Annotated in this window: 14 protein-coding genes; 10 read left to right on the forward strand and 4 right to left on the reverse strand. The window is 26.0% G+C overall.

The genetic code is table 4. From position 1 onward, the window contains the following. Positions 1-21: 21 nt before the first annotated feature. From MCAV_RS01345 to rpsL, 4 genes are all read right to left on the reverse strand, one after another. A complete protein-coding gene (locus tag MCAV_RS01345; RefSeq protein WP_391592095.1) occupies positions 22-480 on the reverse strand; it encodes a hypothetical protein in 459 nt (152 codons plus the stop codon). A 136-nt stretch (positions 481-616) separates the two neighbouring features. After that, on the reverse strand, positions 617-2,689 hold the full coding sequence (fusA, locus tag MCAV_RS01350) for an elongation factor G (protein WP_391592096.1): 2,073 nt from the start codon (positions 2,687-2,689) through the stop codon (positions 617-619). 95 nt (positions 2,690-2,784) lie between these two features. Next, positions 2,785-3,255: a 30S ribosomal protein S7 gene (gene rpsG / locus MCAV_RS01355; RefSeq protein WP_391592242.1), complete on the reverse strand. Its 471-nt coding sequence runs from the start codon at positions 3,253-3,255 to the stop codon at positions 2,785-2,787. Positions 3,256-3,309: 54 nt separating this feature from the next. Next, positions 3,310-3,732 (reverse strand): 30S ribosomal protein S12, encoded by a 423-nt coding sequence (gene rpsL, locus MCAV_RS01360; protein WP_391592097.1) that lies wholly within the window; start codon positions 3,730-3,732, stop codon positions 3,310-3,312. 367 nt (positions 3,733-4,099) lie between these two features. Here rpsL and MCAV_RS01365 point away from each other — a divergent pair, with 367 nt between their 5' ends. The 10 genes from MCAV_RS01365 (at position 4,100) to pheT (ending at position 18,968) form a co-directional block, all read left to right on the forward strand. Beyond that, the gene (locus MCAV_RS01365) at positions 4,100-4,630 is read left to right on the forward strand and encodes a YfcE family phosphodiesterase (protein ID WP_391592098.1); all 531 of its coding nucleotides are present in this window, start codon (positions 4,100-4,102) and stop codon (positions 4,628-4,630) included. Positions 4,631-4,741: 111 nt separating this feature from the next. After that, positions 4,742-7,609 (forward strand): hypothetical protein, encoded by a 2,868-nt coding sequence (locus MCAV_RS01370; protein WP_391592099.1) that lies wholly within the window; start codon positions 4,742-4,744, stop codon positions 7,607-7,609. 284 nt (positions 7,610-7,893) lie between these two features. Next, on the forward strand, positions 7,894-9,246 hold the full coding sequence (locus MCAV_RS01375) for an ATP-binding cassette domain-containing protein (RefSeq protein ID WP_391592100.1): 1,353 nt from the start codon (positions 7,894-7,896) through the stop codon (positions 9,244-9,246). Between the two features lie 35 nt (positions 9,247-9,281). After that, positions 9,282-10,292 carry an ABC transporter permease gene (locus MCAV_RS01380; protein WP_391592101.1) on the forward strand — a complete coding sequence of 337 codons (1,011 nt, stop codon included), beginning with the start codon at positions 9,282-9,284 and terminating at the stop codon, positions 10,290-10,292. Then, positions 10,285-11,235, forward strand: coding sequence for an ABC transporter permease (locus tag MCAV_RS01385; protein ID WP_391592102.1), 951 nt, complete (start codon positions 10,285-10,287; stop codon positions 11,233-11,235). The genes MCAV_RS01380 and MCAV_RS01385 overlap by 8 nt, the downstream gene beginning before the upstream one ends. 57 nt (positions 11,236-11,292) lie before the next feature. Next, complete coding sequence (locus MCAV_RS01390; protein WP_391592103.1) at positions 11,293-13,290, forward strand: hypothetical protein; 1,998 nt, start codon at positions 11,293-11,295, stop codon at positions 13,288-13,290. A gap of 69 nt (positions 13,291-13,359) precedes the next feature. After that, positions 13,360-14,313, forward strand: a complete 954-nt coding sequence (gene tsaD, locus MCAV_RS01395; protein WP_391592104.1) for a tRNA (adenosine(37)-N6)-threonylcarbamoyltransferase complex transferase subunit TsaD — start codon at positions 13,360-13,362, stop codon at positions 14,311-14,313. 65 nt (positions 14,314-14,378) lie between these two features. Beyond that, the gene (gene metK, locus MCAV_RS01400; protein ID WP_391592105.1) at positions 14,379-15,551 is read left to right on the forward strand and encodes a methionine adenosyltransferase; all 1,173 of its coding nucleotides are present in this window, start codon (positions 14,379-14,381) and stop codon (positions 15,549-15,551) included. A gap of 10 nt (positions 15,552-15,561) precedes the next feature. After that, positions 15,562-16,584, forward strand: coding sequence for a phenylalanine--tRNA ligase subunit alpha (gene pheS, locus MCAV_RS01405; protein WP_391592106.1), 1,023 nt, complete (start codon positions 15,562-15,564; stop codon positions 16,582-16,584). After that, positions 16,578-18,968, forward strand: a complete 2,391-nt coding sequence (pheT, locus tag MCAV_RS01410; protein ID WP_391592107.1) for a phenylalanine--tRNA ligase subunit beta — start codon at positions 16,578-16,580, stop codon at positions 18,966-18,968. Before pheS ends, pheT begins: the two co-directional genes overlap by 7 nt. Position 18,969 lies beyond the last annotated feature (1 nt).

The raw sequence follows: 18,969 nt of genomic DNA on the forward strand, positions 1-18,969 counted from the left end.
TAATTCAGTTCGATTAAATAATTAATTATTATTTTTCATCTTATTAATTGCTTCTAAACTAGCAAGTTGGGGATAGTAAAAAACAAAATAAGCTAATAAGAAGGCAATTAAATGGAAAACAATTGTTGTTAGTAAAAAACTAATTGCTGTTCAACGAACATAATTAATTTGTCCACTAGCTAAATTAGTACTATAACGTCGTTTTAGAACAAAAAAAATGATCATACTAAAAAACAAACTAATGCCTAAACAAATAAAGGCACTATCAGGTGCACTATTAATACTAAAACTATGATAAACTGAAGTTTTATCAATTATTTCAACAGCTAAAACAGGATTTTTTTGAGAAACTAGTCCAATTATTACTGTAATTAGAAGAGCAATGATGCCCCAAATAACTGCAGTGATGTATAAATATCTATTAGTTGATCAAAAATTAGAATTAATGATTCGAATGAAATAAGTTTGGATTCTAGTCATATTATTATTTTTATATAGTTCTATTAATTTAATATAATAATCAAATAAATTAAAAAAACTATTTAAGATGAATAAAGATCTCAAATAGTTTTTAATATTTTTTAATTGAAATATTTTTTAAATTAATGCACAAATCTTATTTTTTAGTGCGCATTTCTAAAATTTCATTAGTAATTGATTTAGGTGCTTGTTCATAATGAGAAAAAGTCATTGTGTAATTACCACGACCTTGAGTAAATGAACGTAAATCAGTTGCATAACCAAACATTTCTTTTAATGGTACTTTTGAACGAATGATTTGAACATTATCTCTTTGATCAGTTCCTTCAATTTGACCCCGTCGTGAAGAAATATCGCCCATTGTATCACCAAAATATTGATCAGGAACAGTTACTTCAACATTCATAATTGGTTCTAATAATACAGGCTGACACGATTTAGCAGCTTCTTTTAAAGCAATTGACGCAGCGATTCTAAAAGCCATTTCATTTGAGTCAACATCATGATAAGATCCATCAAACAATGTTGCTTTAACATCAATTAGTTGATAACCAGATAATGGTCCAGTTTTCATTGCATCAATTAAACCAGCTTGAATTGGTTTGATATATTCTTTAGGAATTCTACCACCAACAATTTTATCAACGAATTCAAAACCTTTATCTTTGTTAGGCTCAAACTTAATTCAAACATGACCATAATTACCCCTACCACCCGATTGTTTAATGTATTTTCCTTCAATATCAGCAGTATTAGTAAATGTTTCACGATAAGAAACTTGTGGTGCACCAACATTAACTTCTACTTTAAATTCTCGTTTCATACGGTCAACAATAATTTCTAAGTGTAATTCGCCCATACCAGAAATAATTGTTTGACCTGTTTCTTGATCAGTGTGCGCTTTAAATGTTGGATCTTCTTCTGATAATTTTGATAATGCTAATGACATTTTTTCTTGATCAGCTTTTGATTTAGGTTCTACTGCTAGTGAAATTACTGGTTCAGCAAATTGCATTGATTCTAAAATAATTTCATTACTTTCATCACATAAAGTATTACCAGTACCAGTATCTTTTAAACCAACTACAGCACAAATATCACCAGCACGAATTTCTTCAATTTCTTCACGATTATTAGAATGCATTTTCACTAATCGTGAGACTCGTTCTTTAATTCCTTTAGTTGAATTGTAAACATAAGATCCTTTTTTAAGTATCCCTGAATAAACACGAATAAAAGTTAGTCGACCAACAAAAGGATCAGTGGCAATTTTAAAGGCCAATGCTGCAAATGGTTGATGATCATCGTTGTTACGCTCAACAATTTTACCATTAGTAGTTTCACCTTTAATTGCTGGAACATCAGTTGGTGAAGGAAGATAATCAACAACAGCATCTAATAATAATTTAACTCCTTTATTTTTAAAAGCAGTACCACATAAGACAGGGAAAAATTCTGCTGTTAAAACTAATTTTCTAATACATTTTTTGATTTCAGGAACACTAATAGTTGCTCCATCAAGATATTTAGTTAAAACTGCTTCATCAGCCACAACAACTTCATCTAACATTTCATGATGCATTTTTTTAGCTTGTTCAACTAAATCATCAGGAATAGGGATTTCAACATAATTTTCTTCTTGTTGCCCATCAAAACTATAAGCTTTCATTTCAACAAGATCAACAACTCCTCTAAAATCAGCTTCAACACCAATATTTAATTGAATTGGCACAGCTTTTACTCCTAAACGATCAGAAATTGATTTTACTGAACGAAGAAAATGAGCACCAATTTTGTCCATTTTGTTACAAAAAACAATTCTTGGGACATTATAACGAGTTGCTTGTCTTCAAACAGTTTCTGTTTGAGGTTCAACTCCCATTTGCGAATCTAAAACAGCTACTGCTCCATCTAAAACACGTAAAGAACGTTCAACTTCAACTGTGAAATCAACGTGTCCTGGTGTGTCAATTAAGTTTAATTGGTGATTTTTTCAAGTGACAAAAGTAGCTGCTGATGTAATTGTAATGCCTCGTTCTTTTTCTTGAGCCATTCAATCCATAGTTGCACCACCATTATGAACTTCACCAATTTTATGGGTTTTACCAGCGTGATATAAAATTCGTTCACTAGTTGTGGTTTTACCAGCATCAATGTGGGCCATAATTCCAAAATTACGGAATTTATCTAGATCAAACATGCGATTCATATTTTTTTAAGTAACTAATTCTGTTTCTATAAATTGATTTTTGTAAATTTTAATATTGTGATTGATTGAAATGGAAAAAATATTAAAAAAATTAACTAAAAACGTAAATGAGCAAATGCTTTATTTGCTTCAGCCATTTTTGTAGTGTCTTCTCGTTTTTTAACTGATGCTCCAGTATTATTTGCAGCATCAATAATTTCATTTGCTAAACGTAATAACATTGTTTTTTCATTACGTTTGCGACTGAATAAAATTAATCAACGTAAGCCTAAAGTTTCTCTTCGTTCTTTAGAAACTTCAGTTGGAACTTGATAATTAGATCCAGCAACACGGCGCACTCTTAATTCGATTGTTGGAGAAATGTTTTTTAAAGCAGCATGAAAAACATCTAATGCTGGCTTTTTAGTTTTAGATTCGACTAGTTTAAAAGCGTCATATAAAATTTTTTGAGCAGTACTTTTTTTACCTTCATACATAATCATATTAATTGCTTTACTTACAATTCTTGAATTATATAAAGGATCTGGTAGTACGAAACGTTTTGGTGCTTTAGCTTTACGCATAATTGAATAAAAAGTTTCCTTTACTTATTATTTAGATTTAAAAATGTTTAATTTAAACTATTTAGCAGTTGGTTTTGGTCGCTTAGCACCATAAGAAGAACGTTGTTGTCGTCTTTTTTCAAGTCCAACAGTATCAAAAGTACCACGAACAATATGATAACGTACTCCAGGTAAATCTTTTACTCTACCACCACGAATCATCACAACATTATGTTCTTGTAAGTTGTGGCCTTCACCTGGAATGTATGCTAAAACTTCATCATTATTTGTCAAACGTACTTTAGCATATTTTCTTAATGCAGAATTTGGTTTTTTAGGGGTCATAGTCCCCACACGAGTACATACACCACGTTTGAAGGGAGCAGCACCATCGTTATGAACTTTTTTTAATGAGTTTCATGTTTTTAATAATGCTTGTGAACGTGATTTTTTAATTTTACGTTTACGTTCATATCGCACTAATTGGGCAATTGTTGGCATCTTTCACCTAATTTATAAATTTTTATTGTTATTTAATAAATAATTTTGTTTTTATATATTATATAAAGAGAATAAGTTAATTAAAAACTTATTGAAATTAACAACACATCCGTGTGTATCAAAAACAAAATAACAAATAGTAATTATAATTAAAATTTTATTTTTTTATCATTTATTTTGCTTCAAAAAGTTCACAATTTATTAAAAAATTGCTTTTTCTGATTAAAATTTTCTTATTAAATATTATTCTTAGAAGATCATCATTAATTTTTTTGATTATAAAAATTAATGATCATAATTAAGATAGTATTACAATCAGTTTGATAAGAAAATTTGATTGATATTCAATTGATAAAATCTTTTTATTATGAAAAATATGAAAGTTACTATTTTAGTTGTTTCAGATAATCATGGAAGTTTAGATAACATTCATCATTTAATCAAAAAGAAACAGTATGATGCTATTTTACATGCAGGTGATTATACATGTAATTGTCAAGATGTGCTTTTAATCCATCCAAAAACTTATTTTACATTAGGTAATAATGATTTTGCTCAAGATATTAAGTTTATGTCAGAAGATGGGATTTATTATCCAAAAGATAATGCGTATGTGATTACAATTGCTAATTACAAATTTGTTATTGTTCATGGTCATTTACAACTTGAAGGTTTTTATCAATTACAAGTGAGCAAATTTAAACAATTAGCTAAAAAATATCATGCTCAATTTGTTATTTTTGGTCAAACTCACATACCAACTTATCATCAAGTTGATCAAATTCACATTTTAAATCCTGGATCAATCAATTTTCCTAGAAGTAATATGGGAAAAACTTATGCTGAAATTGAGTTTGAAAATGATCAACCAGCAAAAGTTACAATTTGTCGATTCTAAATTAAATTGTGTTTTTTTAGCATATTTTGTATAAAATTTAGAATAGCAATTTTAAACAAATAAATAAGTTTTTTTATTAATAGTTAGAAAATATTAAAAAATTAAAAAGCAATGAAAAAAATTTTAGTTACTAGTAATTTTAGTGTTGGTGATGCTTTTGCAGAATTTTCTTTGAAATATAGTATCCCAAACTATTATTTCAACGTATTTAAACATACTTTATCCATGTATCATGTTGATCTATTCAATCAAGGATTCAACTTTAAACAATTTTGAGCTAAAGAAGTAGAGAAAAACGTTAATTTATTTGAAGTTGATGGTGTTAATATTTTACATATTAACAGTAATGATGCTAATTTTGTGACATCATCAAATTTGAATTCATTAGCTACTAAATATGAAGCCCAAATTGTTTTTTCACTAAATAAGCATGAAAATTTTCGATACCGTAATGGTATTTTATTTGTTAATCACAAGTTATTTCAAGAATCTAATCAAACAAATAGTGACGATTTAAGTTTATTAATAACTTTAGATCAAGGTTATTTAAAATATGCTGTTTTAAATTCACACCAAAAATTAGTTAACAATGACTTTAAAACTAAAACAATTAAAACTTATTATGGTTTAAAAAACATTCCTCATTTAAAAAATAAGAACATTTTAACTCCTGAAGAAGCTGCTGAAGTTAATGGACGTTACAATAATGCTTCTAATATTGATCTAACTCACTTATATAATGATCATTTAGTTAGTTTGAAATTTTTAAACCGTCACAATATTGATCCTGATATTAAAAATTTAAATAATCGCGCTTTTTCACAAAATAATATTTTTCATGATAAATCAAGTTTTAGTGAACCATTAGTTAATGCTAGTAATGATACTAATTTAAATGATTCATTATCTAATAACCAAATTGATGTTAATGCTATTTTAAATGAACCACTTATTAGTTCTGGTGATCAACAACAATCCACAAGTTCTGAATTACATAGTGATTATTTTGAATTATCTAATATTAATAAACAAAATAAAACGAATGATTTTAATTTAGAAGGTTATCAAAAAAACGCAACTAAAGATCAGAACATTTTAGATTTAGATCATGATCAATTTTTAAGAAAAATCGATCAATTAGACTCAAAAGATACTAATCAAGAATTTGATCTTAGTTCTGAAGATCAAAATCAAGCAGGTTTTAAAGCAGGTTTCAATATTGAGGATCCTTCTGTTATTGAAGATTTAGCATATGCTAGTGCTCAATCTGTTCATAAAACTAATGTTATAACTGAGCAATTAAACACTGAAAACAATAATTTACAAACATCAAATCCAATTAGATCAGATTCATTAGATTCTCATGTAGATAGTGAAACTAACTTATTTGAAAAATTTCAAGATGATTCATTACTAACTGATTCAATCACTGATAACTCTCAAGCAAGTGATACGATGACTAATGATTCTCAAAGCTTAGATAATCTTGTTTCATTTGATCAAGTTGATACTAATTCAAGTGATAATTTTGATTTATCAGATTCTAATTTTGAAATTAATAGTACATCTGATTTAACTTCTGAACAACTAGCAAATGATTCATTATCATTTGATTCAATTACTACTGATGTTCAAAAAGATGATTCAATTAGTTCTGATTCTACTAATCTTTTATTTGATCAAATAAGCGATCAGTCAACTGATAATTTCGATTCAGTTGCTCAACAACTAACAAACGATTCATTATTGGCTGATCAAGTAGCAGACCAAGTTGCTATTGCTGATGCAGAATTGGAAAATCAAATAATTAATGATCAAATGAATCAAGATTATGATTCAGATACAATTAGTTCAACAACTAAAATTTTAGAAGATAGTATTGATGATGAAGTTTTAAAATTTAAAGCAATTAATAAAGTATTGCACAAAATTTCTTTTTTATTTCATAAATTTAAAGTTAAAAAAATTAAATTAGATCAAGAAGAAGATTTAATATTAACTAAAAGTAATGGTGAAACAATAACTGATCAAAATGATGATTCAGAAATAATGGTATCTGCAAGTAGTGTTGATTCTGATCAAAGTGAAAATAATCTTTTAAATGAATCACATGATGAAAATACTACACTTGATTTTGATGATTTAGTTAATGATAATCATAAAATCGATCTTGATCAAGAAGAAATGGATCGAATCTTTCAGTTAGATTCAGAAACTTCTGATAATGATACAGTGGTTGAAACTCAGTTTAATGATTTAAATGCTCATTCTGATCAGATGACTGATCTTGATCAACAAAGTGATTCATTAATGACTGATGCAAATAGTGATAATAATCAAATTACTAATTTTGATCAACAAACAAATATCATTAGTGAATCTTATGATCCTAACTTTGATCATCAATTTAATGATCAAACTGATAAATTAATTCAAATTAATCAAGATACTACTGATTTGAGTGAAAATAGTTTTAATAGTACTACTACATCTTTTGATGATCAGCAAACTGATCAGTTCCAATTATCTGAAGATAAAAAATTACGTCGTCAAAGTTATATCAAACTTTTAACTGAACTATTAGAAGATTGTGAAAAAGCAATTATTGAGTTTTGTCAATCATCAGATGCTTCTGAGGCTGAAACTATTGCAATGCTAAAAAGTTTTCGTAAATCAGTTGCCTTTTTAAATAGTGATGTTATTGACAAACCAATTGAAGATCAATTTGTTAATAATGTTTTTGAAATTGATGATTTAGTTTTAGAAACAATTGAAGCTGAATTACGTAATATGATTCATAATTTCTATCGTCGTAGTTTAAATTTAAATAATTTGAAAAAACGAATTCGCTTACAAGAATATATTACTAATAAAGGTAAAAAAATTAATGATTATTTAATTAATCGAACTGTTGAAATTAAAAAATTCCAAAGTAAAAATACAGAAATTTTATCTGAAATTGAATCAGGAATCGCTTAATTACAAACTGTTTTTGCTTTAAATAAACTAAAATTAAAAAAGGATCACACTAAAACTAAGTGTGATTTTTTATTTTGATTAATTAATTTTTCTTATCAAATTTTAATAGTAAAATTTGATAAATTATCTAATTAAATATTAGTTATAAAACGATTTTTTTTATTGAAATAACTATCATTATTATTTACTTTTTTTATATAATTATCATAGTTTTTAAATCAATTTTTATGTCTTAAATTTAAGATTTAAGAAAAATTATTTTTAATAAGAATGAGGATTATTTAGTGCAAAAAAAGTCATTAATTTCTTTGCGTCATATTAATAAGAAGTATGACAATAATTTAACTGTAATAGAAGATCTATCTCTTGATATTGAAGAAGGATCATTTATCACAATTTTAGGTCCAAGTGGATGTGGCAAATCTACTTTATTAAAAATGATTGGAGGCTTTGAATTGCCTACTAGAGGACAAATTTTGTTAAACGGGTTAGATATTAAAGATATGCCAATTTATCAACGTCCAACTGCAACTGTTTTTCAAGATTATGCCCTTTTTCCTAATATGAATGTGTATCAAAACATTGCTTATGGTTTAAAAAAAATGACAATTCCTAAAGAAGATGTCAAAAATTTAGAGACTAAAGTTAATTTAGCAGAAAATACTGCGAAATTAAAAGCTGAAGAAAAATTAAAAGAAAATAGCAAAAAAATTAATGCTCTAAAAAAACGGATTGCACAAGAACAAGAAAAATTGTCACAAATCAAAAATTCAAAATCAATCAATTATAAAATAAAAAAAATGCTCATTAAGTCATTAGATGATAATTTAATTGATTTAGATTATTGAAAATCATATTGGGAAACTTATCCTTTATTACATAAAAATAACGCTGTTAAAAAATATTTAACTCGAAAATTAACTAAATCTGAAATTAAAGAGAAAGTTGATCAAGTTTTAAAATTAGTTGGTCTTGAAGGTAATGAATATAAACGACCTGAAGAATTATCAGGTGGCCAACGTCAAAGAGTAGCATTAGCAAGAGCGATTGTTACTTTACCTAAAGTTTTATTATTAGATGAACCATTATCAGCATTAGATGCTAAAGTGCGCAAACAAATGCAAATGGAACTAAAAAGAATTCATCATGAATTAGGAATTACTTTTATTTTATTAACACATGATCAAGAAGAAGCTTTAGTTTTATCTGATAAAATCGTTGTTATGTCTAAAGGTAAAATTGAGCAAATTGGTACTTCAAATGAAGTTTATGATTCACCATCAAATGTTTGGGTTTCTAATTTTATTGGTAAAGCTAATTTGTTTGAAGGTGTTTATTTAGCACCTGGAAAACTAAAATTTTATGATCAAACAATTGAGACTGATGTAATTGAAGGCTTTGATGTTAATGAAAAAGTATATATTATGACTCGACCTGAAGATTTTGATGTAGTTGAAACTAATAAAGGCTATATTAATGTTTTTGTTGAAGAAGTAATTTATACTGGTAAATTATGAGAATTAAAATGCCAATATCAAGATCGCATTATTTATGTTGAAAACATTGATGAAATTCAACCTGGGCAAACAATTGGTTTACTTTGAGATAAAATTGATGTTCATGTGATGAAGCAATAAATTGATTGAAAGACGATTATTAAAAATTTAAAAAAATGAAACAACTATTTTTGTTTTTTGCTAAAAAATTGCAAAATCCATCTTTTTGATTATTAATTCCATTTACTATTTTGTCAATGGTTTTAGTAATTATTCCTTTAATTATTGTTGTTTTTTATGCATTCACTCCTGTAAGTGATGGTATTAAAAACAATTTTGAAGCAATTACTCTAACAACTGGTGAAGCAATTATACGCTCTTTGTGAGTATCAATTTTAGCCACCTTTTTCTGTTTGTTAATTGCTTATCCTTTTAGTTATTTTTTAAGTTTTGCCAATTCAAAAAATTTCAAAATTTTTATTGTTTTAACAATTACTGCTCCAATTTGAAGTAGTTTTTTAATTAAATTAATTGGTTTAAAAAGTTTATTAGACATTATTAATGGTGGATCAAATTCAACTTTTGGTGTTGGTTATAGTTTATTAGGTTTAATTTATTTATACTTACCATTTGCAATTTTACCACTTTATACAATTCTTGATAAAATGCCACGCAATATTTTAAATGCTTCACAAGATTTAGGATATAACCAATGAGAAACTTTTTGATATATTGTTATTCCTTATACTAAAGTTGCAATGATGTCAGCAATTATTGTTGTTTTTTTACCATCATTTACAACTGTTGCTGTTGGTCAATTTTTAGATAATAGTAATAATAATGTCTTAATTGGTGATATTAACTATGAACAAGGTCTTCTAAGTTTAGATTCACCAATTGCTTTAGCACGATCATCATCAATTTCCTTAATTATTAGTATCATTATGTTCTGCTCTTATGGTTTAATTGTTTTAATTCCAAAATTAATTGCTATTTTCAAATCAAGCAATAAAAAAATTAGTTTTCAAGAAGAATTAGGCTTTGTTTATAACTTGTTTACTAAAATTTTTCATTTTAAGAAAAATTGTAATCATTTAAATAACAATAAGTTTTTAGCAAACAAAAAAACTAGTTCTAATAACCAAGAATTAATTGATAGTTTAAGTGAAGAAAAAAATCATGGCTAGCATTTTTAATTTAAATCGATTTTATAATTTTTTGAAAAAAAGTTATATTTGAATTACTTTAATTGTGATTTATGTACCTTTAATTGTTGTCGTGTTTTTATCCTTTACAGATCCTTCAGTTCGTGGTAATGTCGTTTTGAATTTTGAACGAAATTGAAATCGTGGTGATAACTATGCTAATTTGTTTTTAGATCCTTCATATTATGGTAATTTTATTGGTGCTTTATTAAATTCTTTAATTATTGCAGCAATTGTCACTCCAACTTCATTAGTTATTGGTATTTTAACAACTTTTGGAATTTGAAAATCACGTGCATTTGTTCGTGTTATGGTTTTAAATACTGCTAAAACTAACATTGTTAATCCTGATATTATTACTGGTATTTCCTTATCAGCATTATTTGTTATTGCTTTTGTGCCACTAGGAATTAATTTTGGACCAACAACAATTATTTTGTCACAAATTTCTTTTACAGTACCATATGTGATTATTACTTTATTGCCTAAAATGATGAAAATGAATGTTAATTTGATTTTAGCTAGTTATGATTTAAATTATCGTAAATTAGAAACCTTTTTTAAAATTGTCATCCCTTATTTACTACCATCAATTTTTGGTGCTACTTTAATTGCTTTTGCTATCTCGTTTGATGATTTTATTATTACTAATTTAGTTCGAGGTAGAATTAATACAATTTCAACTGAACTGTATACTATGAGTAAAGGAATTAAATCATGAGCGATTACTTTTGGTGCTTTAATTGTTTTAATTACTTTAACAGTAATTATTTTGCTATCAATTTTTCGCATTATTAAAACTAATAAAAATAAATTATTACCAAAATACTTAACTAGATCTTTTAGAAAAGATAATGCAATTAAAAAAGCAACTAATAAAGTTTTTCGTGATGATCCAATTAAAATTATTTCACGTGCTGAATAATGTGATTAATTAATCTTCTAAAATTGATCCAAAATAAAAAGAGAAAATAACTTCAAAATGCAAAAAACACATCTTAGAAAACTGAAATTAATGGCAATTGGATTAAGCGCAACTTTTAGTAGTATTTTTACTAGTGCTTGTTTTAATGGTGTTAAAAATTCAAATAACACTTTAGTTTTTGGTAATTATCAATCTTATATGTCACCTTGATTACAACAGCATTTAAGTAGTAATTATGATGTTAATTTTGATTCATTTAATACTTCAGAAGAAGTACCACCACGTTATCAATTAGATAATTATGATGCATCAGTTGTTTCAGCTTCAGTATTAGAAAATTTAATTAAATTAAAATTAACAAAAAAAATTAACTGATCACTATTTAATTTAGAAGTTGATGGTAAAAAAATTACAACAGCAACTGAGGCATTAAGTTTGTTTACTAAACCTGTACAAAAAATTTTGTCTGAAATTTATACTGATGAAAATGGAATGAAAATTAATTTATTAGATTATGGCATTCCTTATTTTTTACAAACCTTTAATTTTGCTTATCGTGGTCAAGTTAATAAAAATTTAAATCCTGATGTGAGCAGCAACAATAGCAATGGGAAAATTAGTTGAAGTCAAACTTTAGAAGCAATTGCTAAAGATCCACGTTTTAAATCAAACACCTTTGGTCCTCAAATTGGTATTATTAATGATCCTAGAACGTTATTATCAGTTGCTAATATTATTGATCCTAATGATGATAATGTCAATCCTAAAACTAATGCTTTAGTTAGTGATTTAGAAAATAAATATTACAATTTTGATCAATTTGGGATTAATAAAAAAAATTTAGGTAATAATCCAGTTTTATTAAACTCAGATTCAAATGTGATTTTAAATAAACTAGCAGCTACACCAAAAACTAAAGGTAGTATTGCTGGTGGATTTATGTACAATGGTGACATTTTATTTGCTTCAAATGGTGGTGATAATGAATCTGAAGTTAGTGCTGATGATTTACATATTGTTAAAAATGATAAAACTTTATATGCTTTGGATTTAATTAATTTTTCAAATAAAGTCAGTGATGATTTAACAACAAATTCTAAATTAGATCGTTTGTATAAAATCGCTCGCAAAATTAGTTTAGAAGGTGTTGATCAGCAATCATTTTTAACTGAATCTGAAGTTAGCACACTAACAGATGAACAGAAAATAGCGGCTGAAAAAGCAATTAGTAATAATTGTAATGATAAAACTTGTAAAACATATGATGCTAATTTAATTACTGATGATGTTGATAATGGTTCACATTATGTTTATGGACCAATGATTAATTTTAATTATGTTCAATATACTCCAGTTTTAACTAAAATGTATAATCAAATTTTAGGTGTTAATGCTGAAACTGTAAAAAAACACTCAACTAATAATCCAATGGCTGTAATTAATACTCAAACTGAAGATAATACTCAAACCCAACAACTACCACTTGATAAAAATGATGATTTAACATTTGATCAAGTGAAGGATTTTGTTGAAGATTCTTATTTTTATCAACCACCAACAAAAGTTTATTTTGGTTTTGGTAGTCAAATTGATAATCCTACTAATTCTGAAGAAAAAATAACTACTTTTAATGACATTCGATTAAGTTATTTTAATTTTGATGATGGTTCTTCATCTAATCAAACAACATTATCAGATCAAAACCAACCAACTCGCAAACTTGTTATTAAAAACGCTAGACTATATGATCAAAAAACTGAAATTAATAATACTAATTCAGTTCTATCACCTAGAGTTGAAGTAACATATGAAATTCAAGCAACTGCTAATGATGAAGTTATTGAATCCAATATTGTTGATTATTCTTATTCACATACAGCTAAAAGTAATTTTGAAGTTGATAAAAAAGTAGCTGTTGATAAAGCCTTATTACAAGAAAAAATTATTATGATTAATGCTGTTGCTGATATGAACAAATATGTTGAAAGAAGTTTAGCAGATTCAGTTAGAAGTAATATGTTAATTGCCTTTCTTAAACTAAAACAATCTTGATAAATTAAGTTCAAAAAAATCATTTTTTTGATTATTTGATAATTAATGTGAAATTAAAAAAAATTAATAATTATGAATCAGTTTGTTTTAGGGATTGAAACTAGTTGTGATGATACAGGAATTGGCATTTTTAATTTAGAAAATCACTTAATTGATCATCTTAAATTTTCATCAGCATCAATTCAAGCCCAATATGGTGGAGTTGTTCCTGAAATTGCCGCTAGGTCTCATGCTGATCATATTATTTCTATTACGCAAAAACTTTTAGTTAAACATAAAATTGATGTGCAAGAGATTGTTGCTATTGCTTATACAAAAACTCCTGGTTTGCAAGGATGTTTAATGGTTGGAGAAATTTTTGCACAAACTTTAAGTTTAATTTGAGATAAACCTTTAATTGCGCTTAATCATTTATATGCTCATATTTTTTCAGTAGGAATTAATCATCAAATTGTCTATCCATTTATCGCATTAGTTGCTTCAGGGAAAACAACTGCTTTATACTTAGTTAATGCTCTTGATCAAATTGAATTATTAAATGCTACAGTTGATGATGCAATTGGTGAAGCATATGATAAAGTTGGTCGTGTTATGGGTTTATCATATCCAGCAGGACCTAAAATTGATCAGTTATTTGATCATAATTTAGCAATAATTAATTTAGCAAAACAACCAAGTGCAACAAAACCTTTTAGTTATTCAGGAATTAAAACAGCAGCAATTGTTTTTTGAAAAAAAAATCCTTTAAAATTATCTGTTAGTGATTTACAAAAAGTTTTAGCTACTTCCTTTCAAAGATGAGTGATTCGCTCATTAATTAATAAAATTAATTTTTATATGAAGTTACACCAAATTGATCATCTTGCTATTGTTGGTGGTGTAGGGGCTAATAATTTTTTAAGAACAACACTAATTGATTTATCTTATCAAACATGATTAGTTGACTTATCATATGCTACTGATAATGGTGCTATGATTGCTTATTATGGTAGTTTACTATATAAGAAAAATCAATATAATAATTAATAAATATTAAATTAAAAATTGAAGATAAGGAGATAATGATAAATTTTTATCATTAAAATTGCTAAATGAATGGTGTAATTGATAACAAAAAAAGTCAGACAAAATGATATTCTGATTTTGAAATTACTAGTGCTGAAAGTGTAGGTAGTGGTCATCCTGATAAAATTTGTGATCAAATAGCAGATTATATTTTAGATCACTGTTTAGCAAATGATCAAAATGCTAAAGTTGCTTGTGAAGTTTTTGCATCAAACCGATTAATTGTTATTGGTGGAGAAATTACAACTTCAACATATGTTGATGTTGTTCAAGCAGCATGATCAGTTTTATTAAAATTAGGATACACTGAAAATGATTTTACAATTATTTCTAATATTAATAAACAATCACCTAATATTGCTCAATCAGTTATTAAAGAAGACAATCGTCTTGCTGCTGGTGATCAGGGCATTGTTTATGGTTATGCATGTAATGAAACTGAAGAATATTTACCTTTAGCATATGTTTTAGCTAATAAATTAGTCTATCAAGCTCATAAATTAATTGAAACTAAAAAATTATTATGAGCTAAATATGATATGAAAAGTTTAGTTAGCTTAAAATGATCTAATCACAAACCACAATTAGATTCAGTAATTTTTTCGATTCAACATCATGCTAATGTTAGCAATGAACAAATTACAAAAGATGTTGAACAATTAATTTTTCAACCAGTGTTTGAACAATATCATTTAAATCATAATTATCGAAAATTAATTAATACTTCTAAAGAATTTATTATTGGTGGTCCTATTGCTGATACTGGATTAACTAATCGAAAATTAATGGTTGATTCTTATGGTGGATTAGCACTTCATGGTGGGGGTGGCTATTCTGGTAAAGATCCTTCTAAAGTTGATCGTACTGGTGCTTATTTAGCAAGATGAATTGCTAAAAATTTAGTTGCAGCAAAAATTTATTCTGCAGTTGAAGTTAAATTAGTTTATGCTTTAGGTATGACATTACCAATTAATATTAGTTTAGGTTTTCATGAAGCAAATAAATACACAAGTGAACAAATTATTGCTGCAATTAAAAAAACTTTTCCATTAGATTTAAATGATGTGATTCAAGCTTTAGATTTATTTAAACCACAATATGCTAATTTTGCTTGTTTTGGTCACTTTGGTCGACTTGATTTAAAACCTAAATGAGAATCAATCGATTTAGCAGATCAATTATTAAAAAATTTAGAATAAATTATTTATTATGAATCATTCTGAAAAATTAACAACATTATTATCACAACTAAAAGAACAATTAAATCAAGCACCTAATTTACAATCAGCAATTGAAATTAAAAATTTATGATTTAAAAATCATGTTATTAGTTTGCAAAAAACTTTAAGTAATTTAAGTTTATTAGAAAGAAAAAATACGGGTATTTTAATTAATCAATTAAAAACAGCTGCACAAAATTTATTTGATGATATTAAAGATCAATTTGAACAAAAAAGTTTTCATAAAATAATAATTGATCATAGTATGCAAAATGATCATATTATTGCTGCATACCCACATTGATTAAATGATATTCTAGCAAGAACATGTGAATGATTTGTGAAAATGAATTTTCAAATTAATACTGGAAATGAAGTAGTGAGTTTTTATGAAAATTTTGATTTATTAAATATTGGACCAAATCATCCTGCGCGTTTGAATTCTGATTCATTTTATTTTGATCAAACTTATATGTTAAGATCGCACAATACAGCACATACAGCTAAAGTTTTATTAGCAGCACAACCAAAAGAAGATTTACGGATCGTTACTTTTGGTAATGTTTTTAGGAATGATTCTGATGATTTAACTCATTCGCACCAATTTGTTCAAGTTGATTTTATTTGAGTGCAAAAAAATTTATCATTAGCTAATTTAAAGTGAGTCATTAAAAATTTTTTAGAATATGTTTTTGAACGTTCAATTCAAGTGAGATTTCGCCCTTCTTTTTTTCCTTTTACTGAACCTTCTTTTGAAGTGGATATTGCATGTAATAAATGTTCACAAAATGGTTGTAATAAATGTAAAAAAACAGGTTGAATTGAAGTGCTAGGATCAGGAATGATTAATCAACATGTTCTAAAAAACACTGGCTATGATCCTAAAAAATTTAATGCAATTGCTGCAGGAGTTGGCATTGAACGATTAGCAATGTTAAAATATAATATTAATGATATTCGTCATTTTTATCAAAATGATAATCGATTTTTTAAAGTAGGTAAAAGATGTTAATTAGTAGAAATCTTTTAGGCATTCTTAACCCAGAAATTAAAAAATTTAGTTTTAATCAATTAGAAAATGCTTTTATTAAAATTGGCATTGAAATTGAAGCATTTTATTCTCATCAACCAATTAAAGAAATTTATTTTGGTTTAATTAAAAAAATAACACCACATCCTCATTCACAAAAATTATCAGTTTGTCAAGTTGAATTATCTACAGGAGTAATTAAAACGATTATTTGTGGTGCTAGTAATGTTCGTGTTAATTTAAAAGTAATTGTTGTTTTAGAAGGAGCGATTTTACCTAATGGTTTAAAAATTACACCACGTCAAATTTTAGATATTTGATCAGAAGGAATGATTTGTTCATATCAAGAATTAAGTGGTATTGATAAAACAGTTTTATCTAATGCTAAAGACAATAATGATGGAATTATTGAATTAGATGATGATTTTGATTATCAACAACCATTTGATCCTAGTGTTATTGGTTTAGATGATTTAGTTTTTGATTTATCAATTCCAGCTAATCGATCTGATTTATATTGTGCTTTTGGTTTAATTGTTGAACTTTCACAAAAACTTAATTGATCATTTAAAATAATTGATTATGATCAATTAGTTAATCAAATTAATCATTTATCTTTAACTAATGATTTAAAAGTTTTTAATGATCAGCAAACAAATGATGCTGCTTTTTTTATTAAAATTAACCAAGTTAAAATTGCTTCTAGTTCTTGAAAAATTAAAAAGTTATTATTAAATAATAATTTAAGTCCAATTAATGATTTAGTTGATTTAGGTAATTTATTAGTTTTATTATTTAATCAACCAATTCACTTTCATGATGCTAATAAAATTATTAATCAAACATTAAAAATTAGTTTTGCTAATAATCAAAAATTTACTGATTTAAATAACCGTGAATATCAGTTATCAACTGAAGAAATTATTATTAGTGATGATCATAACCAAGTATTAGCATTAGGTGGCATGATTGGTTCAAATATTAGTAAAATTACTAATTCAACTACTACTGCTTATTTAGAATTAATTAATTTTAATTCTTTAGCAATTTTAAAAACTAATAATAAATATCAAATTAATAGTACTTCAACATTAAGTAATATTAAAGTTAAATCTAATTATTTAAGTTTATTAGCCTTAAATTATATGATTGAAGTTTTAGGCACTAAATATTGTTTAGAATTAGGCTTTGCTCAATATCAAAAACCAAAAAGATCGATTTTAAATTTTGATTTAAATTGATTGCAAAATTTTATTGGTTATCAATTTAGTCCTAATGATGTTTTAAATCAATTAATAAAATTAGGTTATGAGTGAAAAAACGATCAGTTAATAACTCCAATTTGACGTAATGATTTAATTACGATGAATGATTTAGCAGAAGATATTGTTAATTTATTAGATATTAATACAATTCCTTTTGATCCACCTACTTTAAAATTAATTAACAATTTAGATGTTGATCAGTTTGAATTGTGAAATCAAGTGCGTAATTATTGAATTTCTAAAAACTTTTTTGAAGCAAAAACATACAACTTGCAAAGAAATGATGAAGTTAAAAAATTTAATTTCATGAAAATCCCTGTTTATCAACAATTGAAAAATTTTAATAATGCTAATAGAACGACTTTAAGAGTTCATGGTTTGTGTCAATTAATTGAAGTTATTAATCAAAATATTGCCAAACAAAATGCTTATCGATCTTGATTTGAATTGACTAATATTTTTTATGATCAAAAATCACGATTAAGTTTAAATGTTATTGCTATTCCTAATAATATTAAATCAGCCTTAAATCAAACGCAATTAAGTCATGATTTTTATGATTTGAAAATTTATTTAAGTGAAACTCTAAAGTTTTATCATCAAAAAATTCGTTTTGTACACCAATCATTCAATGATGTTGTTAATCAAGTTTTTGTACCTGAAGCAACTAATGCAATCATTAATGAAGATGATGAAATTATTGGTTATGTTGGTCAACTAAATTTTCTATTTTTAAAAGACTTAAAATGAAATTTAAAACAGATTTGTTATGGCGCTTTTGTTTGATTAGATCTTAAAACACCTAAAATAATTAATGCTAACTCTTTTAGTGAATATCCTTCATCATTTCGCCAATTTTCATTTACAATTAATAAAGATCAGACTGTTTTATTAAATGATTTAATTGAAAAGATTAAATCAATTGAATATGTTGCAGAAACAACATTATTAGAGAAATATATTGATCAAAATAATGATATTAATTATTTGTTATCAATCAGACTAAATAGTTTAAATGAAACATTAAATCATCAAATAATTGAAAAAAAGGTTAAAGCAATTGAAGCTATTTTTAATTCTTACCAATTAAAAATCCGATAAA

The organism is [Mycoplasma] cavipharyngis (genome assembly GCF_042984175.1).
Taxonomy (GTDB): domain Bacteria; phylum Bacillota_I; class Bacilli_A; order Mycoplasmatales; family Mycoplasmoidaceae; genus Mycoplasma_N; species Mycoplasma_N cavipharyngis.